Source organism: Nonomuraea sp. K271 (assembly GCF_009908215.1).
In the GTDB taxonomy this organism is placed as follows: Bacteria; Actinomycetota; Actinomycetes; order Streptosporangiales; family Streptosporangiaceae; genus Nonomuraea; species Nonomuraea longispora.
Genome location: NZ_JAAAHR010000024.1, coordinates 39,534 through 62,135 on the forward strand (window position 1 = coordinate 39,534; position 22,602 = coordinate 62,135).

General features: G+C 72.3%; 22 protein-coding genes and 1 pseudogene. 9 read left to right on the top strand and 14 right to left on the bottom strand.

Features of this window, described 5'->3' with window-relative positions; genetic code table 11:
* Nucleotides 1–4: 4 nt before the first annotated feature.
* Complete coding sequence (locus GUY59_RS11365) at nt 5–613, top strand: TetR/AcrR family transcriptional regulator (RefSeq protein ID WP_132330297.1); 609 nt, start codon at nt 5–7, stop codon at nt 611–613.
* A 76-nt stretch (nt 614–689) separates the two neighbouring features.
* Here GUY59_RS11365 and GUY59_RS11370 read toward each other — a convergent pair whose 3' ends face one another.
* Entirely contained in the window at nt 690–1,076 is a 387-nt protein-coding gene (locus GUY59_RS11370) for a hypothetical protein (RefSeq protein WP_138199653.1), read from the bottom strand.
* Nucleotides 1,077–1,184: 108 nt separating this feature from the next.
* On the opposite strand from GUY59_RS11370, the pseudogene GUY59_RS11380 reads away from it, so the two are divergent.
* A pseudogene (locus GUY59_RS11380) lies at nt 1,185–1,624 on the top strand (TetR/AcrR family transcriptional regulator C-terminal domain-containing protein).
* Here the strand turns inward: GUY59_RS11380 and GUY59_RS11385 are convergent.
* A complete protein-coding gene (locus tag GUY59_RS11385) occupies nt 1,598–2,734 on the bottom strand; it encodes a DUF885 domain-containing protein (protein WP_138199651.1) in 1,137 nt (378 codons plus the stop codon). The pseudogene GUY59_RS11380 and the gene GUY59_RS11385 sit on opposite strands and share 27 nt — an antisense overlap.
* 75 nt (nt 2,735–2,809) lie before the next feature.
* Between GUY59_RS11385 and GUY59_RS11390 the strand changes: the two genes are divergently transcribed.
* Nucleotides 2,810–3,481, top strand: a complete 672-nt coding sequence (locus GUY59_RS11390; protein WP_138199650.1) for a TetR/AcrR family transcriptional regulator — start codon at nt 2,810–2,812, stop codon at nt 3,479–3,481.
* 197 nt (nt 3,482–3,678) lie between these two features.
* Here the strand turns inward: GUY59_RS11390 and GUY59_RS11395 are convergent, their stop codons facing one another.
* Nucleotides 3,679–4,041, bottom strand: a complete 363-nt coding sequence (locus GUY59_RS11395) for a MerR family transcriptional regulator (RefSeq protein WP_138199649.1) — start codon at nt 4,039–4,041, stop codon at nt 3,679–3,681.
* A gap of 74 nt (nt 4,042–4,115) precedes the next feature.
* On the opposite strand from GUY59_RS11395, the gene GUY59_RS11400 reads away from it, so the two are divergent.
* A complete protein-coding gene (locus tag GUY59_RS11400) occupies nt 4,116–4,754 on the top strand; it encodes an SDR family NAD(P)-dependent oxidoreductase (protein ID WP_236667044.1) in 639 nt (212 codons plus the stop codon).
* A 75-nt stretch (nt 4,755–4,829) separates the two neighbouring features.
* Here the strand turns inward: GUY59_RS11400 and GUY59_RS49935 are convergent, their stop codons facing one another.
* From GUY59_RS49935 to GUY59_RS11420, 4 genes are all read right to left on the bottom strand, one after another.
* Nucleotides 4,830–5,525: a GNAT family N-acetyltransferase gene (locus GUY59_RS49935; RefSeq protein WP_201760732.1), complete on the bottom strand. Its 696-nt coding sequence runs from the start codon at nt 5,523–5,525 to the stop codon at nt 4,830–4,832.
* A complete protein-coding gene (locus tag GUY59_RS11410; protein ID WP_138199648.1) occupies nt 5,522–5,965 on the bottom strand; it encodes a metalloregulator ArsR/SmtB family transcription factor in 444 nt (147 codons plus the stop codon). The genes GUY59_RS49935 and GUY59_RS11410 overlap by 4 nt, the downstream gene beginning before the upstream one ends.
* A 162-nt stretch (nt 5,966–6,127) precedes the next feature.
* Entirely contained in the window at nt 6,128–7,900 is a 1,773-nt protein-coding gene (locus GUY59_RS11415; protein WP_138199647.1) for an NAD+ synthase, read from the bottom strand.
* A 52-nt stretch (nt 7,901–7,952) separates the two neighbouring features.
* On the bottom strand, nt 7,953–9,176 hold the full coding sequence (locus tag GUY59_RS11420; protein ID WP_252374844.1) for an MDR family MFS transporter: 1,224 nt from the start codon (nt 9,174–9,176) through the stop codon (nt 7,953–7,955).
* A 59-nt stretch (nt 9,177–9,235) separates the two neighbouring features.
* Here GUY59_RS11420 and GUY59_RS11425 point away from each other — a divergent pair, with 59 nt between their 5' ends.
* A complete protein-coding gene (locus GUY59_RS11425) occupies nt 9,236–10,201 on the top strand; it encodes an ArsR/SmtB family transcription factor (RefSeq protein WP_138199646.1) in 966 nt (321 codons plus the stop codon).
* Between the two features lie 31 nt (nt 10,202–10,232).
* Here the strand turns inward: GUY59_RS11425 and GUY59_RS11430 are convergent, their stop codons facing one another.
* Nucleotides 10,233–11,231 (bottom strand): terpene synthase family protein, encoded by a 999-nt coding sequence (locus GUY59_RS11430; RefSeq protein WP_201760733.1) that lies wholly within the window; start codon nt 11,229–11,231, stop codon nt 10,233–10,235.
* 20 nt (nt 11,232–11,251) lie between these two features.
* The gene (locus tag GUY59_RS11435) at nt 11,252–11,797 is read right to left on the bottom strand and encodes an EF-hand domain-containing protein (protein ID WP_132330284.1); all 546 of its coding nucleotides are present in this window, start codon (nt 11,795–11,797) and stop codon (nt 11,252–11,254) included.
* 188 nt (nt 11,798–11,985) lie between these two features.
* Between GUY59_RS11435 and glnA the strand changes: the two genes are divergently transcribed.
* Nucleotides 11,986–13,347: a type I glutamate--ammonia ligase gene (gene glnA, locus GUY59_RS11440; RefSeq protein WP_132330282.1), complete on the top strand. Its 1,362-nt coding sequence runs from the start codon at nt 11,986–11,988 to the stop codon at nt 13,345–13,347.
* Between the two features lie 73 nt (nt 13,348–13,420).
* Here the strand turns inward: glnA and GUY59_RS11445 are convergent, their stop codons facing one another.
* The 3 genes from GUY59_RS11445 to GUY59_RS11455 form a co-directional block, all read right to left on the bottom strand.
* Entirely contained in the window at nt 13,421–14,200 is a 780-nt protein-coding gene (locus tag GUY59_RS11445; protein ID WP_212746152.1) for a class I SAM-dependent methyltransferase, read from the bottom strand.
* A 72-nt stretch (nt 14,201–14,272) separates the two neighbouring features.
* Nucleotides 14,273–14,689: a hypothetical protein gene (locus tag GUY59_RS11450; RefSeq protein ID WP_138199644.1), complete on the bottom strand. Its 417-nt coding sequence runs from the start codon at nt 14,687–14,689 to the stop codon at nt 14,273–14,275.
* Nucleotides 14,690–15,131: 442 nt separating this feature from the next.
* The gene (locus tag GUY59_RS11455) at nt 15,132–15,758 is read right to left on the bottom strand and encodes an AAA family ATPase (RefSeq protein ID WP_138199643.1); all 627 of its coding nucleotides are present in this window, start codon (nt 15,756–15,758) and stop codon (nt 15,132–15,134) included.
* Nucleotides 15,759–16,254: 496 nt separating this feature from the next.
* On the opposite strand from GUY59_RS11455, the gene GUY59_RS11460 reads away from it, so the two are divergent.
* Nucleotides 16,255–16,968, top strand: a complete 714-nt coding sequence (locus tag GUY59_RS11460) for a PaaI family thioesterase (RefSeq protein ID WP_132330278.1) — start codon at nt 16,255–16,257, stop codon at nt 16,966–16,968.
* Between the two features lie 10 nt (nt 16,969–16,978).
* On the opposite strand, the gene GUY59_RS11465 is transcribed toward GUY59_RS11460, so the two are convergent.
* Nucleotides 16,979–17,266 (bottom strand): hypothetical protein, encoded by a 288-nt coding sequence (locus tag GUY59_RS11465; protein WP_138199642.1) that lies wholly within the window; start codon nt 17,264–17,266, stop codon nt 16,979–16,981.
* Between the two features lie 127 nt (nt 17,267–17,393).
* On the opposite strand from GUY59_RS11465, the gene GUY59_RS11470 reads away from it, so the two are divergent.
* Both GUY59_RS11470 and GUY59_RS11475 read left to right on the top strand, forming a co-directional pair.
* Nucleotides 17,394–18,074, top strand: coding sequence for a type 1 glutamine amidotransferase (locus GUY59_RS11470; protein WP_138199641.1), 681 nt, complete (start codon nt 17,394–17,396; stop codon nt 18,072–18,074).
* Between the two features lie 76 nt (nt 18,075–18,150).
* Complete coding sequence (locus tag GUY59_RS11475) at nt 18,151–21,066, top strand: bifunctional [glutamine synthetase] adenylyltransferase/[glutamine synthetase]-adenylyl-L-tyrosine phosphorylase (RefSeq protein WP_138199640.1); 2,916 nt, start codon at nt 18,151–18,153, stop codon at nt 21,064–21,066.
* A gap of 42 nt (nt 21,067–21,108) precedes the next feature.
* Here the strand turns inward: GUY59_RS11475 and GUY59_RS11480 are convergent, their stop codons facing one another.
* Complete coding sequence (locus tag GUY59_RS11480; protein WP_138199639.1) at nt 21,109–22,458, bottom strand: aminotransferase class I/II-fold pyridoxal phosphate-dependent enzyme; 1,350 nt, start codon at nt 22,456–22,458, stop codon at nt 21,109–21,111.
* Between the last annotated feature and the right edge of the window lie 144 nt (nt 22,459–22,602).

The window sequence follows — 22,602 nt, forward strand, 5'->3', positions numbered from 1 at the left end:
CGCGATGACGATCCAGGAACCAGCGGTTGCCCGCCCCGCGGGCCGTCCGCGCAGCGAGAAGGCCGAGAAGGCGATCATCGAGGCGACCCTCGACCTGCTCGGCGAAGGCATGGGTGTCTCCGAGCTGTCCATCGAGGCGATCGCGTCCAGGGCAGGCGTGGGCAAGACCACGATCTACCGGCGCTGGTCCAACAAGGAAGATCTGATCGTCGACGCCCTGGCCACGCTCAAGGCGCCGCTGCCGGAGCTCGGCGGCACCTCCGTACGCGACGACCTGATCAGTCTGCTCGGCGCCATGCGCGCCGAAGCCGGCCAGCCCCGCAGCCGCTGCGTGATGAACATCGCGATGAGCGAGGCCGATCGTTATCCGCGGCTGATGGAGCGGTTCGTCGAGCGGGCCATCACGCCTCGCAGGGAGGCGATGCGCGCGGTGATCGAGCGCGGCATCGCCTCCGGCGAGCTCGACCCCGGCCTGGACGTCGACATGGGCATGGCGTTGCTCTCGGGAACGATGCTCTGGCACACGAAGTGGGGGCCCGAGGGCGAGCTCGACCCCGGCCTGCCCGAACGGGTCGTCGACGTGGTCATGGCAGGGATCGCCGCGCGCCCCTGATTCGTACCGGAGCGGCGCGCCCCTCGGCCCTGGGGCCGTTGCCCCTGTGCCCGGGCCGCACGCTTCGCCGGCCCGGCTAGCTGGCGGTCCTGCGGCGGAAGAGCAGGGCCGCGACCGGTACGCCGACCACCACCGCACCGGCCAGCCACGCCGCCGCCACCGACGAGCCCACGGGCCGGTCCAGGAGCAGCGCCCGCAGCGTCTCGATGATCGGCGTGGCCGGCTGGTTGCAGGCGAAGTCACGCAGCACCCCCGGCCTCGTCTCCGCGGGGACGATCCCGTCCGAGACGTACGGCAGGAAGAGCACCGCGAAGCTGAAGGCCCCCGCCGCCTGGGTCGACTTGACCAGCAGTCCCCACACGGCCGCCAGGGCGGACATCGCCAGGACATATCCCGTGACCAGCCCCGTGGCCTCGCGGGTCGGGGTGGCGGCGACGGCGCTCGACCGATACGTCGGGAGCAAGGAAGAGCTGCTCACCGCGATGCCGACTTCGTCGTGCCGGTGCCGCCTGAGCCCGCCGGCCGGCCCTGGCGCGACTACCTCGCGCTCTGGACCCGCGCCCAGCGCGACATGCTTCTCGAGCGCCGGTGGCTGCTGCCGATCGTGCGGCTATCCCCGCCTCTGGGACCGCGGCGGCTGCTCTGGCTCGACCGCCTGCTCGCCGCACTGGACGGCATGGGCTGGACGACGGTGAGAAGATCAACGTGGCCAGTGCCCTGGCCGGTTACGCGCTGACCGACGCGGCGCTCATCACCACCGCCGGCGGCGGAGATCCGCGGTCCGACGACGCGGGCGTCGAAGGGGCAGACGCCTACGGCGAGGTCCTCGCCGGGCTGCTCGACCCCGGGACCTATCCGGCCCTGTCGGCCGCGGTGCGCGGAGGCGCGCTGCGCGGGGGCGAAGGATGGGCCGACGACGGCGACTTCCGCTTCGGCCTCGAGTTGCTGCTCGACGGCGTCGAGGCGCTGATCGCGCGGCGCGGGTCAGGGAGCGATGTCGGCGGGAAGTAGCTGCTCGGTGAGCAGGCGGCGGACCCGGTCGCGGGTGGTCGCCCACGACCGCAGGAGCTCCCATCCGTGGAAATATGCCAACAGGTACGGGCTGGTCGGCGACGGCTGGATCAGCCCCATCGCCAGCGCCACCTCGCTCTCGCCGTACAACGCCCACCGGCGCAGGTACGCGGCCAGCTCCGCCTCGCTCCTGCCCTCGTGCGCCATGAACACGGCGTTGCCCCACACGCCCCACAACACGTTCTTCGCGTGGTGGATCGCGGCCAGGTCGCTCCCGTCGGGCCGGACGCCCGCCTCGGGCAGGATGTGCTCGTCCAGCCACGTCCGCGCCTCGTCGCCAGGGAAGACGATCTCCTCGGCCAGCAGACCGAGCCCCTCGCTGAGCGCGAACGACGGCGACAACATGAACCGTACGCGCTGGTCGTCCAGGTCCTCCTTGAGCATCGACTCGGCGATGTGCCCGGGATGGCCCTCATGCGCGATGACGTACAGCAGGTCGGCGACGTTGAACGGGATCGCCTTGTTGACGTGGATCGTGGACTTCCGCCCGCCCTCGTAGTCGCCGGCCGCGTGGAAGGCCACCCCCTCCACGAGCCGGACCTCCACTTTCTCCGCCGGCAGCGGGACGATCGCGCTCGTCCGCGCCCGCGTCTCGGCCACCGCCCTGGCCGCCAGCTCCGGCAGCCGCTCCATCGGCTCCAGGGTGTGCGCCGCCTGCCACGTCCGCATCCGGCCGGCCAGCGAACCACCCGTCTTCGGCAGGGCCGCGTCCAACTCCGCGTGCGCCTGCTCGAACACCTCCTCGGGCAGACGCCGGGGCTCCAGGCCCAGGCACTCGCGCGCGTACTCGGACAGGGGCAGCCGCTCGCCGTCCAGCCGCCGGGCGACGGCCCGCAACGCGCGCACCTGCGCGGCCAGGTACGCCGACGGGGCCAGCTCCAGCAGCCGGTCCGCCTCCGCGGCCAGCTCACCCGGGTCGGCGGGCGGCTCCGACTCCGCCGCCGCCCTCCACTCCTGCGGACCCGAGTAGATGAGCATGCCGCCGCCCAGCAGCCGGTTCACCCGCAACGCCAGCATCGTGTGGTCGTGCTGCCACTGCTGTTCTTTCATGACTTTTCCTCTTTCGTGCCGGGTGGCCTAAGCTAGCCGTACGGTTTTCCGTACAGTGCACGGAAGGGTTGGAGCATGCCGGAGTCCATCTGGTTCCGCGACGACGCCCGGCCGCGCGCACCACGCCTGTCACGCGAGCGCATCGTCGAGGCCGCCGTCGCGCTGCTCGACGCCGAGGGCGTGGCCGGGTTCTCGATGCGGGCGCTCGCCGCACGCCTGCGCGCCGGCACGATGTCGCTGTACGAGTACGTCAAGAGCAAGGAGGACGTCCTCGACCTGGCCCTCGACGAGGTGATCGGCGAGATCGAACCTCCCGGGGCCGGACCATGGCGGGAACTCCTGGTGCGCCAGCTCACCCAGAGCAGGCAGGTCATGCGGCGACACTCCTGGGTGCCGACGCTCACCGCCACCCGCCCCCTGCTCGGGCCGAACGCGCTGGCGCGCTCCCGGGGGTTCTACTCCGCACTGGCCGGCGCCGGGCTGAGCGGCGCCACACTGACCGCCGCCGTCGGCACGCTGAGCTCGTACGTCAACGGCTTCGTCGCCTCGGAGAACACCTGGTGGGACACCGTACGCACGCCCGAAGCCGACGCCGAGATCCGCGGCAAGGTCACCCGGCACCTCGATGACCACGTCGGCGACCTAGCCCGGCACGCGCAGGTCGACGACGGCGACTTCGACGCCCAGTTCCTGCTCGGGCTCGACCTCGTCCTCGACGGCATCGCGACTCGCCTGCCACCCGGTTGAGTCGGGCGATGCCGGGTTTCCGACCCCGATCGCCAAGCCTCCGAGGCGGCCGCCGTGGACCGCACGGCGCGCGCCTGCGCGGCTGGTGTCTCTGACCCGCGATCATCCAGGCGTAGTGATCGACGGCCGCCCTGACGGGGTGGGTCCGGCTGGACCCGTCCTGACGGGACGGCTCGGGCTGGAGCCGTCCTACGCGGTCATCGCTGTTCCGCGACGGCGGCCAGCAGGGAGTCGAGCGCCCGCTGGGAGGTCTGGAGCCGTTCGATGCTCTCGGCGATGCGCCGGCGCTCCCTCCGCAGGCTGCCGGCCATGCCCTGGCAGCCGGACGGCACCATCCGCCCGCCGTCGTCATGCACGCAGTCGAGCAACTGCGCGATCACCGACGTCGGCAGGCCCGCCGCCAGCATCACCCGGATGTGGCGGACGGCGGCCACGTCCGCGTCGCCGTAGTCGCGGTAGCCGTTGGGCAGCCGCACGGGCCTGAGCAGGCCCTGCTCCTCGTAGTAACGCAGTAGCCGCCTGCTCACCCCGGTCTCGCGGGCCAGGTCACCGATCCGCATGTGTTTCCTTGACCTTCACATCGATGTGACGCCTTACTGTCTCACTGTTCTACGGCAACAACGCGAAGGAGCTGATGATGCCGGGTGTGGTGGTGATCGGCGCAGGACCGGGTATCGGGCGGTCCGTCGCCCGCCGGTTCGCGAAGGAGGGCATGGAGGTCGCCCTCGTCTCACGGTCAGGGACGGCGCTGGATATGGACGGGGCGCGCGCCTACCGGGCCGACAGCGCCGACGAGGACGAACTGCGCGCCGCGCTCGACGCGGCCACCGCCGAGCTGGGCACGCCGGACGTCGTGGTCTACAACGCGGCCGTCATCCGGCCCGACACGCCCGCCGAGGCGAGCATGCGTACGCACCTCGACACCTGGGCGGTCAACGTGGTGGGCGCGCTGGTCGCGGCCGCGCACGTCGTGCCGGCCATGGCCCGGCGCGGCGGCGGCTCGTTCCTCATCACCGGCGGGATGCCCGAGCCCAAGGCGGCCTACACCAGCCTCTCGCTCGGCAAGGCGGGCGTGCGCACCCTGGTGGACATGCTCGACCAGGAGTGGGGGCCGTCGGGTGTGCACGTGGCCAGCGTCACCGTGGCCGGGCCCGTCGCGCCCGGCACGGACTTCGACCCGGACGACATCGCCGAGCACTACTGGCGCCTGCACACCCAGCCGAGGTCCCGCTGGGACCGGGAGGTCCTGCACGCAGGCGGCACCGGCGGGTGAGCCCCGGAACGGGTGTCCGTGTGTGGAGGTGGTGCCGTCCGTTCGGAACTCGGGCGGGGTGTCGGCGGGGTCGTGTCAGCGGGTGAGCTTCCACAACCAGCCGATGGCGCGGAGCCCGAGCCGGGCCGCCACCCGCTGCGAGGAGTGGTTGTCCGCGCTCGTGCTGTAGAACAGGCGGGTGCCCGGCAGGAGACCGGCCCAGGCGGCGGTGGTGGCCGCGGCGAGGCCGCGGCCACGGAACGCGGGTGCCGTCCACACCCCGGCCTCGGCGCCGGCCGGTGTCAGACGCGCGGTGTGGCAGACGGCGGCCACCTGGTCGTCCGCCACGGCCATCGCCCAGGGCGCGCCGTCGCGGCCGTCGAGGAGGTCGTCCCACTCATCGCAGGCCCAGTTCTGGGGGCGCAGAGAGCGTACGCGCTCAGCGTGCGCCGGGTCGTCCGACCGAAGCACCACGGCCACAGGAGCGTCGAAGAGCACCGGTGGAGGCGGGATCAGGTAGCACGGCCCGCCGGACACCGTCGTCTCTCCGAGGAGCGCGCGGCACTGCTCCAGCACTTCCGGCGGCTGACCTGGGGATGAAGGGACGCCGCGGGCGACCAGGTCGAGCAGCCGGGCGGCGAGCGCGCCGGGCACGTCACGTCCCACCACCGCGGTCATGCCGTCGGCCGCCACACCCATCACCAGGTCTTCCGGCCCGGGCAGACGGCCGCGGTCGTCGAGGCGCCAGATGACACCGATCTCGATGGCCAGCAGGTCGACGTCGAGGGTCACGGTAGGTCGGCCTCCAGGTCGGTGCGGTGCACGGACGGCTCTCGCGGGCCGTACTGACCGGGCAATTTATCTGAAAGCCGCCCGTACTGGCCCTGTCTGCCGTCGGCGTCCCCGGTCGGGCGGCGCTCGCGGCGGGTCCGGTACACCTCTGTCTCCAGCGCGTCGAAGCGACGCTCCCACCCGGAGGGCCGGGCGAACTGGGAGAGCCAGGCGAGCAGTTCGTCGAGCTCGCCCGGGTCGAGCGCGTAGAGGCGCTGCCTGCCGGCGAGCTCGTCGCGCACCAGGCCGCTTTCCCTCAGCACGCGCAGGTGCCGGCTCACGGCCGGTCTGCTGATCGCGAACCGCTCGGCGATCTGCCCGGCGGACAACCGCCCGTCGCGCAGCATCACCATGATCCTCCGCCGCACCGGGTCGGCGATCGCTCCTGCCACGTCGTCCACCAGAAAAGCGTAACGCACTGGTTACGCTTTTGCCGGCCAATGTCCGCACGACCGGTGTGGCAAGGATCTCCACGGCCGTGCGCGGCTGTGAGCCACGGCGGCGGCTCACCCGGACCTGTGAGCCAGGGTGACGGCTCGCCAGGCCGCGTCCTGGGTGACGGGTCAGGTCGTGCTCTCGCGCCACCTGTTGGTGATCGGCAGGCGGCGGTCACGGCCGAAGTTCTTGGGGGTGATCTTGGGGCCGGGCGGATACTGCCTGCGCTTGTACTCCGCCATGTCAACCAGCCTGATCACCCGCGTCACCAGCTCGGGATCGTGCCCGGCCGCGATGAGCTCCTGCGATCCCATGTCCTTCTCCACGTAGTCGTCCAGCAGCCGGTCCAGCACCTCGTACGGCGGTAGCGAGTCGGTGTCGCGCTGCCCGGGCCGCAACTCGGCGCTCGGCTCCTTGGTGATCGAGTTCTCCGGGATCGGCCGCTCGGCCTCCATCAGGAAGAAGGGGTCGCGGTGGGCGTTGCGCCACCTCGACAGCTCCCACACCATCGTCTTCGGCACGTCCTTGATCGGGGCGAAGCCGCCCGCCGAGTCGCCGTACAGCGTGGAGTAGCCCGTCGCGAGCTCGCTCTTGTTGCCCGTCGTCAGCACCAGGTGGCCGTGTTGGTTGGACAGCCCCATGAGGATCATGCCGCGCACTCTGGCCTGGATGTTCTCGGCGGCCAGGCCGGAGAGCTCGATCTCCTTCTCATAGGCGTTGACGATCTCCGCGATCGGCACGATCCTCGACCTGACGCCCTGCCTGCGCACCAGCTCCTCCGCGTCGGTCAGCGAGTGGTCGGAGGAGTAGCGGGACGGCATGAGCACGACGTGGACCCGCGAGGGTCCGATGGCGTCCGAGGCGATGGTGGCCGTCAGCGCCGAGTCGATGCCTCCCGACAGAGCCAGGATGACCGACTCGAATCCGTTCTTGGCCACGTAGTCGCGGACGGCGAGCACGAGCGCGGAGTAGACCTCGGCACACGGGTCCAGCCGTTCGGCGACGTGGGCGGGCTCGGGGGCGTAGGGCTCGACCGGGTCCTGCGACAACACCAGGCGCTCGACCGTGATCGTGGTGCCGTCGCCCGCGTCGTACGGGAACGTCCCCGTCTCCTCCCGCGAGGCCGGCAGGTCGAGGTCGGCGACCAGCAGCTCCTCCTTGAACTGGCCGGCCCGCGCCAGCAGCTCGCCCGAGCCGTCCACCACGATCGAGTCGCCGTCGAAGACCAGCTCGTCCTGCCCGCCGACCTGGTTGACGTAGACGAGCGCGCATCCCGCCTCGCGCGCCCTGCGCGCGCACAGCTCCAGGCGGACGTCGTCCTTCTCCTTCTCGTACGGCGAGGCGTTCGGCACGACGAGCAGCCCGGCTCCCGACTGCCCGACGACGGACACGGGGCCGCCGTCCTGCCAGAGGTCCTCGCACACCGCGATGGCCACGTCGACCCCGTGCAGCCGGAAGACGGGCAGCCGGTCGCCGCGCACGAAGTAGCGGTATTCGTCGAACACCCCGTAGTTGGGCAGGTGGTGCTTGGCCGTGCGGGTGACCACCTCGCCCTTGTGGAGCAGCGCGGCGGCGTCGAGGGGCGCGCCCTTCGGCTGGCCGGTACGGGGAGCCAGGCCGGCGCGGTCGACGTAGCCGACGACCACGGGAAGCTCGCCGAGCCCTTCCCGCTCCAGCCTGCGCGCCACCTCCTCCAGGGTCCTGATGCTGGCGTCCACGAACGACGTGCGCAGCACGAGGTCCTCGACGGGATAGCCGGTGAGGGACATCTCGGTGAAGACGACGAGGTGGGCGCCGCGCTCGGCGGCGTCCCGGGTCCACGCGACCAGCCGGTCCGCGTTGGCCGCCAGATCGCCGACGGTCGGGTTGGTCTGTGCCAGGGCAATCCGCAGTTGAGCCACGCGCTCAGCCTAATACGTCACGCTATTTATCGTCCTAGAGACGAAAAGTGACTTATGCCGCTTGCCGGTGCCGGACCGCCGGTCCGAGGGCCAGCATGCCGAGCGCCGCGGCCGCGCCGACGCCGCCCATCGTGAACCACAACGCCTTCGGCCCCAGCTCCAGCAGGGGACCGCCGAGCAGCGGCGCCAGCACCGCGGCCAGCGACCATGCGAAGCCGAACACTCCCGAGTACCGCCCGCGCAGGTGCGCGGGAGCGAGCGCCGCGACGACGGCACCGGGGACGCCGGCGACGATGATCTCCCCGGTCGTCCACACCGCGATCGACACGGCCAGCCCGGTGGTGCTGGTGACGTACGCCGTCATCGCGAACCCCAACCCCATCACGGCCACTCCCATCGCGAACGTGCGGGCGGCGTCCCTGCGCCCCAGCCAGGCCGACACCAGCGGCTGCACGAGGACGATGAGCACCCCGTTCAGCGCCATGGCCAGGCCGAACTGCCCGGGTGAGAGCTTCACGACCTCCGTCATCGCCACCGGCAGCATGGTCATCGTCTGCGCGTAGAGCAGCGCGTGGCCCAGCACGACCAGAGTGAACCCCACCATCACGCGGTCGCGCAGCACCATGCCGAAGCCGCCGGCGGACTTCTTCGCCTCCGGCCTGGTCTCCGGCACCGCCCGCCACACCAGCGCGGCGAAGACCACGCAGGAGATCGCGTCGATCCAGAACAACCAGACGAACCCGAGCTCCGCCAGCCGGCCGCCGGCCGTCATGCCGACCGCGTAGCCGAGGTTGATCCCCCAGAACAGCAGCCCGTACGCCCGGGGGCGTTCCGCGGGGGAGACCAGGTCGGCGACCAGGGCGTTCGAGGCGGGCCTGTAGACGTCGATCACCAGGCCGAGCGCGAACATGGCGGCCAGGATCGCCGGCAGCGTGGAGCTGTAGCCGAGCGCCAGCATGCTCACGGCGGTGGCCAGCATGCCGCCCGACAGTGTGGCCCGGCGGCCGATCCGGTCCGTGAGCACCCCGGCGAGCAGCTGCGACAGCAGCGAGCCCGCCCCGAAGACGCCCATCACGAGACCGGCCGCGGCCAGCGACAGCCCGCGGCTCTGCGTCAGGTAGACGCCGGTGAAGGGGACGACCATGGTGCCCAGGCGGTTCACCAGTGTGCCGCCCCACAGGGCCCAGAACGGGCGGGGCAGCCCGCCCACCATGGCATGGAGGAAGGACCGCTTCAGCGGCGGGTCCGACGGCTTCTGAACAACGATTCGTGACACGCAAGGAATAGTGATATTTCCACTTATGGGCGGCGAACGATTTAGGGCACACTAAAACCATGACGGTCACCTGGGTGCTCACGCCGGAGGACGTCGCCCGCATCCGGTTCGCGTTCTCCCCCATGTGGGAGCTCGTCGCGAGCCTGCGCACCCTCCAGAAACCCGCCCGGCAGTCACTCCACCTGCCCTGGATCAAGGCCGTCCGGCCCCGGCTGGCCGGGCTCGACCTGAGCGAGCTGTTCGCGCTCGTCCCGCCGACCGGCTACCTCGCCGACTTCATCACCCCGCCGCCCGACACGCCCTTGCCCGACTTCGCCGCCGAACTCGACCGGGTCAGGCGTACGCCGCCCGAGACGGCCCGGCGGGAGGCCCTGCGGATCGAGGGGACCGACCGGGCGGTGATCGAGCGGTTCGCGGCCGACCCCGAGGCCGGCGTGGCGAGGATCGCGCGGGCGCTGGAGGCGTACTGGGAGACGTGCTTCGCGGAGTTCTGGCCCCGCGTGTACGGGCTGCTGGAACGCGACGTGCTGCGCCGCTCCCGCCAGCTGGCCGAGGGAGGCGCGCGCCGGTTGTTCGCCACGCTCGACCCCGGCGTCACCTGGACGGGGGAGCGGCTGGTCATCGACCGGCCGTGGTGCGCGGTCGAAGGGGTGCACGGCGACGGCCTGGTGCTGGTGCCCAGCGCGTTCTGGTGGCCGTCGGTCGGGGTGATCACGGCGCCGTACCAGCCGATGCTCGTCTACCCCGTGCTCGGCGCGGGCACGTTGTGGGAGCAGGGCCCGCCGCCCGCGCCCGGCGCGCTCGCCGCGCTGATCGGGCGGAGCAGGGCGCAGATCCTGCTCGCGCTCGCCGAGCCCGCCACCACCTCGGCCCTGGCCGCCCGCATGTCGCTCACCCCGGGCGCGGTCAGCCAGCACCTCGGCGTGCTCAGCGGCAGCGGGCTCACGGTCGGGATGCGGGTCGGCAAGCAGGTCGTCTACCGCCGCACCCCCACGGGCGACACGCTCGCGTGCGGCGGCTCGTGACAACCCGGCGCAACGTCCGACCGCGGTGAGGTCAGGCGTAGCGCTGGGACTCCAGGAGCCAGTCGAGGTGGGCGCGCGGCGCCGCCAAATAGGCGCAGGCGACCTTGCTGACGTCCCTGGCGGCCTTCGGCGCGAGATCGGCGAGCGGCAGCAGCCTGGCCGCCTCCTGCATGTCCTGACATCGGTCGGCGATCCGGTCCAGCACCCACGCGGTCGCCTCCCGCTCGCCCAACCCGAGCTGGCGCATCGCGAGCACGACGAAGTTGTGCACGTCGCCGCGCTCCTTCGGCCGTGAGGCCACGTCGTTGCACCAGGCCGTGACGTCGCTGCAGGCGTCCACCAGCCGGCGCCAGGGCTCGCCGTCATGGACCCAGCCCGGCACCTCCACCCGCAGGCACGGCTCCACCAGGTCGTACAGGTAAGGCCCCACCGTGCCCCTGCGCAGTTCCGGATATTCCTCCAGCGTCGGCATCCGGCCGGCCGCCCTGTTGTCGGCCTCCGTACGGCAGGCGTCGTGCTGGCGCTGCAACCCCACCGCGAACCTCGACCGCCACCGGTCGCTCATCCGCGCGCTCGTCACCCGCCACAGGTCGGCGAAGGCCGCCTCCAGCGGGTGGCCGGCCGCGCCCCTCAGCATGCCGTCGAAGACGTCGAGCCGGCACGACCCCTCGTCCAACTCGTCGTCCAGGTGGAACAGCCACGTCAGCCACTGCGCGAACAACGCCGCCGCGGCCGCGTCGAACTCGGCGAAGGCCCGGCCCGCCATCCGGTGGAACCCGACGCCGGGATCGGCGCGCAGGCCGGTGCGCCTGGCCCAGTCGATGACCGCGGCCTCGATCGCGTACACGGCCGGGTGCATGCGGCACGGCGCCGCCATCGCGGGCACCCGCTCGGTCAGCGGCAGCAGCGCCACGGCGGCCGAGCCGCCCCTGCGCGGCAGGGGCAGCATGGACGTCAGGGCCGAACGCAACGCGGTGCGCACCGTGGCGAACACGGTGGTGCTCGTGGTGGTGTTCACGGTCGTCTTCACCGTCGTTCTCACCGGGGTTCTCACAGCGGCCCGAAGAGCCAGTTGCCCGCGGCGTTGGGGTCGTCGCTCCTGTAGTACTCGGCAGCGGCCCTGACCAGCCCGTCCACGGTGAGCGTGCCCCTGCCCTCCCGGTCGAGCCGGTCGAACGCCTCGTCCACGTCGTCGTAGGCCACGCCGAACGCGCACAACAGCGTGCGGAACTCGGCGGGGCCGACATTCCCGTCGCCGTCGGCGTCGCACAACTCCGCCACCGCCACCGTCGCCGGCCTGAACACCGGGTCGTAACGGTCGCCGGTGACGAACGCCGCCGTCATCCCCTTACGGAAATCCTCCCGTGTGACACCGGAGTCGCCGTCGCGCTCCAGCGCCAGCGACAAGGTCGACCAGATGCCGTCGAAGCTGCCGACGAGGCTCGCCCCGGTGACCGAGGTGGGGGACTCCCCGAAGCCCACCAGAATGCGGGCGCCCAGACCCAGCAGGTCCTCACGCTCGACGACGCCGTTGCCGTTCGCGTCGATGTGGTCGAACGCTCGATCGAGCTTGTGATTGAGCAGGTCGATAGCCACCAATGCCTCCCCCGAGACTGACTGCGTGATCACAGTAAGTCGGGGCGGGCCCTTTGTCAGCGAGGCTCGCACCGGCTTGTTCCCCGGCGGCCTCCCGGGCGCCCTCACCGGCACCCCTCGTAACGTGTGCGAAACACGGACACGGCATCCTGGGTACGAGACCCGTACTGTCGTCTTGAGGGGATGCCGTGGACCGCCAGCAGGAGTTCGTGCTCCGCACGCTCGAGGAACGCGACATCCGGTTCATCCGGCTGTGGTTCACCGACGTGCTCGGCTTCCTCAAGTCCGTCGCGATAGCCCCCGCCGAGCTGGAGGGCGCCTTCGCCGAGGGCATCGGCTTCGACGGCTCGGCCATCGAGGGCTTCGCCCGCGTCTACGAGTCCGACATGCTGGCCAAGCCCGATCCGGCCACGTTCCAGATCCTGCCCTGGCGCAGCGAGACGCCGGGCGCGGCGCGCATCTTCTGCGACATCCTCATGCCCGACGGCTCGCCGTCGCACGCCGACCCCCGCTGGGTGCTCAAGCGCACGCTCGCCAAGTGCGCCGACATGGGTTTCACCTTCTACACCCACCCCGAGATCGAGTTCTTCCTGCTGAAGAACCGGCCGGAGCCGGGCGGGCGGCCCGAGCCGATCGACTCGGGCGGCTACTTCGACCACACCCCCCACAGCTCCGGCCACGACTTCCGGCGCCAGGCGATCATGATGCTGGAGTCGATGGGCATCTCGGTGGAGTTCAGCCACCACGAGGGCGCGCCCGGCCAGCAGGAGATCGACCTGCGCTACGCCGACGCGCTCACCACAGCCGACAACATCATGACCTTCCGCCTGGTCATGAAGGAGGTCGCGCTGGAGCAGGGCATCTGGGCCTCGTTCATGCCCAAGCCGTTCACCGAGCACCCGGGTTCCGGCATGCACACCCACATGTCGCTGTTCGAGGGCGACCGCAACGCCTTCTACGAAGCCGGCGTCGACTACCGCCTGTCCAAGATCGGGCGCTCGTTCATCGCCGGGCTGCTCAGGCACGCCGCCGAGATCACCGCCATCACCAACCAGTGGGTCAACTCCTACAAGCGGCTCTGGGGCGGTGCCGAGTTCATCGCCGGCCAGGGCGGCGAGGCGCCCTCCTACGTGTGCTGGGGCCACAACAACCGCTCCGCGCTGGTCCGGGTGCCGATGTACAAACCGCACAAGGGCGGCTCGACGCGCATCGAGTTCCGCTCGCTCGACTCGGCGTGCAACCCCTACCTGTCGTTCGCGCTGATCCTGGCCGCCGGACTGAAGGGCATCGAGGAGAGCTACGAGCTGCCCACCGCCGCCGAGGACAACGTGTGGACGCTGACCAGCGCCGAACGGCGGGCCCTCGGCATCCAGCCGCTGCCCGGGTCGCTGGACGAGGCGATCGCCGTCATGGAACGCAGCGAGCTGGTGGCCGAGACACTGGGCGAGCACGTCTTCGACTTCTTCCTGCGCAACAAGCGGGCCGAGTGGAACGAATACCGCCGCACCGTGACCGAGTTCGAGCTCGGCCGCTACCTGCCGGTGTTGTGAAGGGGCCTGTTCACGGCGGAGCCCGAGCTCGCCGTGAACAGGCCAGGTCAGCGGCCCCGCGGGTCCGGGCGGGCTACGACATGGCCGGCGTGGCAGCGTCCGTGCCGTCGACGCGTAGGACATATCCGGTATAGCCGTAGTCGTCGGCGTGGTCGCGCCGCAGCCCGATCTCCTGCCGGGTCATGGCGACGGCCTGCGCCATGCCGGGAACCGAAAGGTCGGCGGCGTCGGCCCGCGCCCCGAGAGGAGCGTAATACTCCTCGAACCAGTCGCTGTCCGGCAACCGGTACGTCGCGCACACGCGGTAACCGGCCGCTGCCGCGGCGGCCGTGTTCTCGTCCGCGCCGCGCAGGGGGTAGGCCTGCTCCCAGTAGGCGCGAACCTCCGGAGCGGGGTCCGAGGTGCTCCACTCGCATTCGGTGACGACCAGCACGCCGCCCGGCGTGAGCAGCCGCCGCCACGACCGCAAGGCGTGGTCGAAGCCGATGAGATAGACCGAGCCCTCGGCCCAGATCATGTCGAAGCTGTGGTCGGGGCAGGGCAGTTCGGCCATGGAGACGTTCACGGTGCGGATCCGCTCGGCCAGGCCTCGCCGGGCCGCGGCCTCGCGCAGCTCGTCCAGGTAGGGCTGGTGGGTGTCGATCGAGGTGACCTCCGCCCCCGCGGCGGCGAGCAGCAGCGAGGCGCGGCCGGGGCCGCAACCCAGGTCCAGCACCTTGGGACGGCCGGGGAGCGGGCGGGCCAGCGCCAGCAGCCGCCGGGTGGTGGCATCCGAGCCGGGCCCCTGGCGGGGCAGGCCGTGATGCAGGGTGATGAGCGCGTTGACGACCGGGTCGTCGATGAAGTCGGACACGTGTCCCTCTGATGGTCGTAGGTGGGTGGCGATGGCGGCCGTGTGGGCGCGTCGCCCCCACGGCCGGCCCGGTCACGAGCGTCGCCGCCGGTCCCTGAAGGCGTGGGTCTCGCGGAGCGAGCGGGTGAGGGCCTTCTCGCGGTCACCGTGCCGGGCCCGCAGCCGGGCGGCACTGGAGGCCGATCCCGCGCAGCCCCGGGATGTCGATGAGCACACCGCGGTGCCGGTCAGCGCCGCCGCGAGCACGTCCAGGCCCTGGCGGGTGACGGCGCTCGTCGTGATGATCTGCACCCCGGGCGCCGGCCGCGCGACCTCGGCCGCGGACGAGCCGGGGTCCGCCGGCTGATCGGCCTCGGTCAGCACGATCACGGGGAGGGCGCCGCGGCGCGGCAACCGGGCCACCAGCTCGGGCCCCTGGCTGGGGCGGAGGGCCGGCCAGTCGCCGGCGCAGGGTGACGACGCCGCGTCCGGGTTTGCCGGAAGCGACACGCGGGCCCGGAGCGGGCCCGCCTCAGAGATGACGTCGCACGCGCGACGGTCGACACCGGTGACGCGGACGGGGATGAGCCCCGCGGAGCGATGGGAGGCGAAGGACCGTTCGAGCCCTGCGTTCCAGCCGTACGCGGAAAGGCCGGCAGAACAATGAGGGGAGGACAACGGAAGAACCCTTTGCTGAAAGAGCCCTGGCCCGTGCGAGCCGTCTGCGGCAGGCTAGCCAAGGCCCTGGGACGTGAGGACGGACCGGATGCCGCGAATGGCGGCCATCATCACGACGGTCATGCAACCTCACCTCCCTCAGGGTTCCTGTTGTCACGCATGCAGATCTTTCGGCCGAGAAGATAGCATGCGTACCGATCCCTCGCAACGAGCCGGCCGGCCCGCCGGTCGACTGCCCGGATCGACACGACCCCGGGAGAAAAATCGTTCGCGGTCAGCCGTCGTGCTCGGGCGACGACCCGGTGATCCGGATCTCCCGCGGGAGCTCGCCGTCGCCGAAGGTGACCGCCTCCAGCAGGGCCGCCTCCGTCCGGTCGACGATCAGCGCGCCCGCCGCTGGCGCGGGGTCTCCGTTCTTCACCCGCGCCACCAGGCCGGCCCACCGCCGCTGGTGGCGGGCGAACGTGCGCGGCGCCACCACCCGGCCCCTGGCCCGCTGCCCGGCCAGCGCCGCCTCCGGCGACGCGTCCAGCAGCAGCAGGTATAAGCGGGCCCGGTGACGCCGCGCCAGCCACGCGAACCCCCTCAGCACGTACGGTCCGCAGCCCCGGTTGTGGGCGATGACCGGTCGGCCGCCGGCGAGCGCCTGCCGGATGCGGCCCGCATGGGTGGCGAACACCACGGCGCGGCGCACCGAGCCCGGCATCCAGGCGAGCCTGCCATGCCAGTGCCGCTTGGCCTGCGCCGAGTCGATCACCACGGCCCCGTCCACGGTGACGGGCCTGCTCTCGGTGCCGCGCAGGGCGTACAGGCGGCGCAGCAGGGTGGTCTTGCCGGCGCCCGGCAGCCCGGTCAGGATGACCAGGGATCCGGGCGGGTACCGCACTCTCGCGCCCCGCACAGGCCCACCCCCGCATGATCAACGTACCCGTCCCTTGCCCTTCAGGCGAGGGACCGCGTGCCTTAGACACTCGCGGACGCGGGGCCATGACGCGCGCCCTGGGGGCCAGGCATGTGGTGAGAGCCGGGCCGGACGGGGACGACCTGTGGCTTGCGGCCGCTATCGGCGGATTGGTCGCGGGAGGCGGAGAAGCCGGGATAGGGTACGGCCTGACGCCTTGATCGGCCTCACTCCCGGCAGTGGTCCGGGGTGAGGCCGATTTTCGTTCCTTCTCACTTCCGGCTCACGTCCGCGCGATGTGAGACACCTAACGTCCCCGGCAGGCGTGACCGCGCGGCCGGTGGGAAGCAACGGACCTCGTCGAGGCGTTGTAGGTCGTGTCGATCAGCCGCGAGACCCCGGCATCTGCGGGAATCGGGAGTCTGGTTAAAATCGGCCTGCTTCTATTGACATTTACGGACTTTTCGCCATAGGCGGCGATATAGGAGGGTGTGGCATGACGACGGCTGCCTTGCAGACCGTGCTGACCGTTCCCGAGCGCTTCCGCGGCCCGGTGGGGATCGCCAACGGCGGCTGGATAGCGGGCACCATGGCGGAGGCTCTGAACGGTGGCCGATCAGCCGTCGAGGTCACACTCCACGCTCCCACCCCGCTGGAGACCGAGCTGCGCCTCGAACACGTGGCCAACTCCGTCTCCCTCTCCCACGGCGAGCGGCTCCTGGTCGAGGCGATCCCCGTGGCGGAAGACCTGGAAGGGCCCGGCTTCGTGCCGTTCACCGACGCCGCCCGCGCCGAGGCGGGGTTCGTCGGGCTGCGGGCGCACCCGTTCGCCGAGTGCTTCGCCTGCGGCATGCGCGAGCCCGGCGACGGCCTGCGCATCTTCCCCGGGCCCGTGGAGGGCACCGACATGGTGGCGGCCGGATGGCGGGTGCCGTTCACCGTGACGGGCGAGGACGGCGTTCGGGCCTCGATCGTCGGGGCGGTGCTCGACTGCATCACCGGCTGGGCCCACTTCGGCCCGGGGGAGACCGCGCTGCTCGGGCGGCTGGCCGTGCAGATCCACCGCCCGGTCCACCCTGGCGGCCGCTACTCCGTGGTGGCCCGGCCGACCGGCCGCGACGGGCGCAAGATGTTCGGGCAGAGCGCCATCTACGAGGACGACGGCACCCTGGTGGCCGCCGCCCGCGCCACCTGGATCGCTTCACGCTGACACCACGCCGTCACCGGCGCGCGGCTCGCCTGAGGAGATCGCGGTCACAGGCGGGAGACGTGCCGCTGCGCGGCCAGGTCGCCCTCGCGCAGCCGTACACCGTGGCCGGGCTCGCGGCCCGGCGTGACGACGCCGTAAGCAGGACGGGGGCGACGCTCTCGTGCAGGTACGCCTCCACCGTCCGCGCGCCGAAGAACGCCTCGCCGAGCCCGGTCAGCCCTGTGTCGGTGTGCAGGCGGACGAACAGCAGGTTGGGTTGTACGGCGGGCCGTACGGTCTCGAGAGCGACGATCTTCACGAGTTCCCCTTCCGGTGCCTCAGACCGGATATGCGCGGCCGGGCAGGCGGTCAAACGTGCCGCCGACCCGGACGGTTCCTCCCGACATGTAGCACCTTGCTTCAGAATTTCCGGATAATGGGCTGGTATGAGCGTTACCGTCATCCAGCACGAGGCCGAGGCCGGGCTCGGATACCTGAAGGCCTGGCTGGGACTCGACTGCGACGTCGTACGGCCGTACCTGGGCGACGAGGTCCCCGCACGCCCGGGAGACGGGCTGATCGTGCTCGGCGGCGCGGCGGCCGCGTGGGAGGACGAGCGCAGCCCCTGGCAGCCCGTCACCCGAGACCTGCTGCGGCGGGCGGCCGAGGAGGGCACGCCGACGCTGGCGATCTGCCTGGGGGCGCAGCTGCTGACCATGGCCTGCGGCGGAGCCGTCGAGCGTGGCTCCCACGGGCCGGAGGTGGGCGCCCGCGAGGTGCGCGCCCTGCCCGGTGCCGCCTCCGACCGGCTCTTCTCCGGGATCGGCACGGCCGTGGCCGTCCAGTACCACCAGGACGTCATCACGCGGCCGCCCGACGGCGCGGTGCCGTTGATGACCGGCTCGCCCTACCCCCACCAGGCCTACCGGCTCGGCGAGGCCGCGTGGGCGGTGCAGTTCCACCCGGAGGCCACACCGGAGATCTTCGCGTCCTGGACCAGGGAGACGGCCCTGGAAGGGGCCGAGGAGCTGAACGCGGAGGTCAAGGAGGCCGAGAGCGACCTCGTCGCGACCTGGCGCCCGGTGGCCAGGGCGTTCGCGGACGTGGTGCGGACCTCCGCCCGCTGACCTGGTGTGCGGCCACCGGCCGAAACGACAGAGAGCCTGCTACGGCCCGCGGTGGGGGAACTGCCACTATGGAGGGGTGCCCAGGATCGAATCCACCGCCGCCAGGCTCGCCAAGCTCGGTTTCGCCGACGGCGCCAGGGCCGCCAGGCTCGTCGGCCAGGCGGGAGGCGATCTGGACGACCTGCTGGAGTCCCTGGTCGACGTGGCCGACCCCGACCTGGCGCTGGCCTCGCTGGCCCGCCTGGCCGAGCGGGACCCGTCCGTGCCCCGCGTGCTCCGGGAGAACGCTGGGCTGAGGGCCGGGCTCGTCGCCGTGCTCGGCGTCAGCGCGGCGCTCGGCGAACACCTCGTACGCCACCCGGAGCAGGTGGCTCTGCTGGCCGAGCCCCGCCTGGGCGACCCGCGCGAAGAGCTCCTCCGCGCGGTCGGCGCCGACCCGGGGGGCGAGGCGCGCACGCCGCCGGCCGACGCGCTGACGGCGTTGCGGGTGGCCTACCGCGGCAGGCTGATGCACCTGGCCGCGCGCGACCTCACCGGCCAGGCCACGCCTGCGGAGGTCATGGCGGAGCTGTCCGACCTGGCGGGCGCGGCGCTGGAGGCCGCGCTGTCCATCGCGCGGGCCGAGGTCGACGCCGCAGACGTACGCCTGGCCGTGATCGGCATGGGCAAGTGCGGCGCCCGCGAGCTCAACTACATCAGCGACGTCGACGTGGTCTTCGTGGCGGAGCCCAGGGAGGGCGCCGACGAGGCCAAGGCGCTGCGCTCGGCGACCCGGCTGGCCCAGGCCATGATGCGGGCCTGCAGCACGACCACCCCCGAGGGCTCGCTGTGGGAGGTGGACGCCGGGTTGCGGCCGGAGGGCCGGTCGGGCCCGCTGGTGCGCACGCTCGCCAGCCATTTGGCCTACTACCGGCGCTGGGCGAAGACGTGGGAGTTCCAGGCGCTGCTCAAGGCCCGGCCGGTGGCCGGCGACCTGGAGCTGGGCGCGGCCTACGTCGAGGCGGTCAACGAGCTGGTCTGGTCGGCGGCCACCCGCGAGCACTTCGTCGAGGACGTGCAGGCGATGCGCCGCCGGGTGGAGTCGCACGTGCGCGCCGAGGGCGAGCGCCAGCTCAAGCTGGGTCCCGGTGGGTTGCGCGACATCGAGTTCGCGGTGCAGTTGCTGCAGCTCGTGCACGGCAGGCTCGACCCGCTGCTGCGCCGCAGGGGCACGCTGCCCGCCCTGGCCGCGCTCTCCCGCGGCGGCTATGTCGGTCGTGACGACTCGCGCGGCCTGGCGGAGGCGTACACGTTCCTGCGCCAGGTCGAGCACCTGCTGCAGCTGCACCGGCTGCGGCGTACGCACATCGTGCCGGAGGACGAGGCCGACCTGCGCCGGCTGGGCCGGGCGCTGGGGATGCAGGCCGACCCGGTGGGGGAGTTCACCGCCAGGTGGCGGCGGCACGCGATGGAGGCGCGGCGGCTGCACGAGAAGCTGTTCTACCGTCCGCTGCTGCAGGCCGTGGCCCGGCTGCCGGAGTCGGAGGCGCGTCTGTCGGCGTCGGCGGCGGCGGCCAGACTGGAGGCGCTCGGCTACGACGACCCCACCGGCGCGCTGCGCCACATCGCCGCGCTGACCACGGGGGTGTCCAGGAGGGCCGCGATCCAGCGCACGCTGCTGCCGGTCATGCTCGGCTGGTTCGCCGACACGCCCGACCCGGACGCGGCGCTGCTGGGGTTCCGGCAGGTCAGCGACAAGCTGGGCAGCACGCCGTGGTATCTGCGGCTGCTGCGCGACGAGACGGCGGTGGCGGCCAGGATGGCGCGCGTACTCGGGACCAGCCGCTACGCGACCGGCCTGCTCATGCACGCGCCCGACGCCGTGGCGATGCTGGGCTCGGACGAGGAGCTGGCCGTGCGCTCGCGGGAGTCGCTGCTGGGCGAGGCGTCCGCCGCGGTGTCGCGGCACGCGGGCGACCCGGAGACCGCCGTCTCGGCCGTGCGGGCGCTGCGGCGCAAGGAGCTGTTCCGTACGGCCGTCGCCGACATCTTCGCGCTCATCGACATCGAGACGGTGGGCACGGCGCTGTCGCGGCTGACCGACGTGACCCTCCAGGCCGCCCTCCACGCCGCGCTGGGCACGTCCGCGCCGCCCACCTCGTTCGCCATCATCGCCATGGGCCGGCTGGGCGGCATGGAGTGCTCCTACGCCAGCGACGCCGACGTCATGTTCGTGCACTCGCCGCTGCCGGGCGTGGACGAGCGGGAGGCCACCGACGCCGCCCACGCCGTGGCCAACGAGCTGCGCAGGCTGCTGTCGCTGCCCGCCCCCGACCCGCCGCTGGCCATCGACCCCGACCTGCGGCCGGAGGGGCGGCAGGGCCCGCTGGTGCGCACGCTGGCCTCCTACCGCGCCTACTACGCGCGCTGGTCCTCGCCGTGGGAGGCGCAGGCGCTGCTGCGGGCCAGGTTCTCGGCCGGCGACCCGGAACTGGGCGCCGCGTTCGTGGCGATGGCCGACGAGCTGCGCTATCCGCGGGACGGCCTGCGCGACGACGCCGTCAGGGAGATCAGGCGGCTCAAGGCCCGCATGGAGGCCGAGCGGCTGCCGCGCGGCGCGGACCCGGCCCTGCACACCAAGCTCGGCCCCGGCGGGTTGTCCGACGTGGAGTGGGTGGCCCAGCTCCTGCAGCTGCGCCACGCGGGCGCGCTGCCGGCCCTGCGCACCACCCGTACGCTGGAGGCGTTGCGCGCGGCCGTGTCCGAGGGGCTGCTCGATCCTGCGGACGAGGAGGTGCTCGCCGAGTCGTGGCGGTTCGCCTCCCGCATCCGCGACGCGATCATGCTGGTCAAGGCGCGGCCGGGCGACAGCGTGCCGCGCGACTCGAGGGAGCGCGCCCTGATCGCGCAGGCGCTCGGCTACCCGCCGGACGGCTCGGAGGACTTCCTCGACGACTACCGCCGGGTGACCCGCCGCGCCCGGCAGGTGATGGAGCGCGTCTTCTACGCGTGACGGGCCACCGGCGTCCGCGGGACGTCCCTGGCGGAACGGGGATCAGGGCGGGGCGCCGAGCGAGCCCGTGGCGGCCAGCGCGATCACGTCGGCCAGCTCCGCGAGCTCGCCGGGGTCGTCGGTGAGCCGGGCGGTGGCCAGGCGCAGGTGGTGGGCGGGCACGGGGCCGATGACGTAGCGGCTGCCCGGGGCCGCCGAGATCCCGTGCGCCGCGAGGGTGACCAGGGCCGCGGGCTCGTCGCGTACCGGCACCCACAACACCAGGCCGTCGCGCCCGCCCGTGCGCACGCCGCGGGCGGACAGCTCCGCGGCCAGCCGCGCGCGCCGCCCGGCGTAGGCGGCGCGGGCGCGCTCGACGCCGGCCCGCGTCCCGGAATCGTCGAGCAGGTGGGCCAGCGCGTCCTGAAGGATCCTGCTGGTCCAGCCGGTGCCGAAGCTGCGCAGCACGCGCACCCGCTCCACGGCCTCTGCCGCCCCGCCGACGACCGCGATGCGCAGGTCGGGGCCGTGGGACTTGGAGTACGACCGCACCAGCACCGTACGGTCGGGGAACCGCGCTCCCATGCTCACCGTCGGCGAGACCGACAGCGCGCCGATCCCGTCGTCCTCGACGATGAGGGTCGCCGTGGGCTCCAGCAGGGCGGCCAGTTCGGCGGAGCGTTCAGGGGTGACGGCGTGGCCGCAGGGCGACTGGCCGCGCGGCTGGTAGACGAACGCCACCGGCCTGGCCCGCAGCGCCTTGGCCAGTGCGCCGGGCAGCGGGCCGTTCTCGTCGCAGGCGACCGGGACGATCTGCACGCCGATCGTCTCCAGGATGTCCAGCAGCCGCGCGGCCGTCGGCTCCTCGATGGCGATCCGGTCGCCGGGCAGCGCCGCGGTCTGGCAGAGGAGCTGCACGCCCTCGTAGCCGCCGCCGACCGCGAGCCAGCCCTGCGCGGGGAACGGCCAGTCCGGCTCCACGGCGGCGCGCAGCCGTGGCGTGATCGTCTCGCGCGTGTAGTCGTTGAGCCGGTCGGCGTGTGCGGCTGCGGACAGCGCCGCCTCCAGCGGCGGCAGCAGCGCCGGGTCGGGGGAGGCGATCGCCAGGTCGATGGCCAGCCGGTCGCCGAAGTGGCCGATGCGCTCGTACCGGATGGGGCGCGGCACGTCGGGCGGGCCGAGCACCACCGTGCCCCTGCGGCGGTCGGTGCGGATCATGCCGTGCCGGCGCAGCTCCGACCACGCCTCGGCGACGGTGCCGGAGCTGACCCTCAGCTCCCTGGCCAGGGCGCGCACGGTGGGCAGGCGGGTGTCGGCGGTCACCGTGCCCTCCCTGATCAGATCGGTCAGGACGGTCGCGATCCCGCGTGCGCTCGGTTCGCCGATGCGTTCCGCCAGCCATGCGGCGTCCACTCCACCCCCATGAGTTCCGCAAATCTTTGTTCAGCAACAAAGATCGTCTTGTGTTCACCTTTCCCCTGAACATATGGTTCATCGCAATTCGCGGCAACTAATGTCGTTTGGGGGGTTTGTGGCGGAGATTCGGATTCGGCTGGC

Excerpts from the sequence above, each read along its gene's own strand:
- GUY59_RS11365 (WP_132330297.1), top strand. The coding sequence starts at position 5 with ATGACGATCCAGGAACCAGCGGTTGCCCGCCCCGCGGGCCGTCCGCGC.
- GUY59_RS11385 (WP_138199651.1), bottom strand. The coding sequence starts at position 2,734 with ATGAAAGAACAGCAGTGGCAGCACGACCACACGATGCTGGCGTTGCGG.
- GUY59_RS11390 (WP_138199650.1), top strand. The coding sequence starts at position 2,810 with ATGCCGGAGTCCATCTGGTTCCGCGACGACGCCCGGCCGCGCGCACCA.
- GUY59_RS11395 (WP_138199649.1), bottom strand. The coding sequence starts at position 4,041 with ATGCGGATCGGTGACCTGGCCCGCGAGACCGGGGTGAGCAGGCGGCTA.
- GUY59_RS11400 (WP_236667044.1), top strand. The coding sequence starts at position 4,116 with ATGATGCCGGGTGTGGTGGTGATCGGCGCAGGACCGGGTATCGGGCGG.
- GUY59_RS11425 (WP_138199646.1), top strand. The coding sequence starts at position 9,236 with ATGACGGTCACCTGGGTGCTCACGCCGGAGGACGTCGCCCGCATCCGG.
- GUY59_RS11460 (WP_132330278.1), top strand. The coding sequence starts at position 16,255 with ATGACGACGGCTGCCTTGCAGACCGTGCTGACCGTTCCCGAGCGCTTC.
- GUY59_RS11470 (WP_138199641.1), top strand. The coding sequence starts at position 17,394 with ATGAGCGTTACCGTCATCCAGCACGAGGCCGAGGCCGGGCTCGGATAC.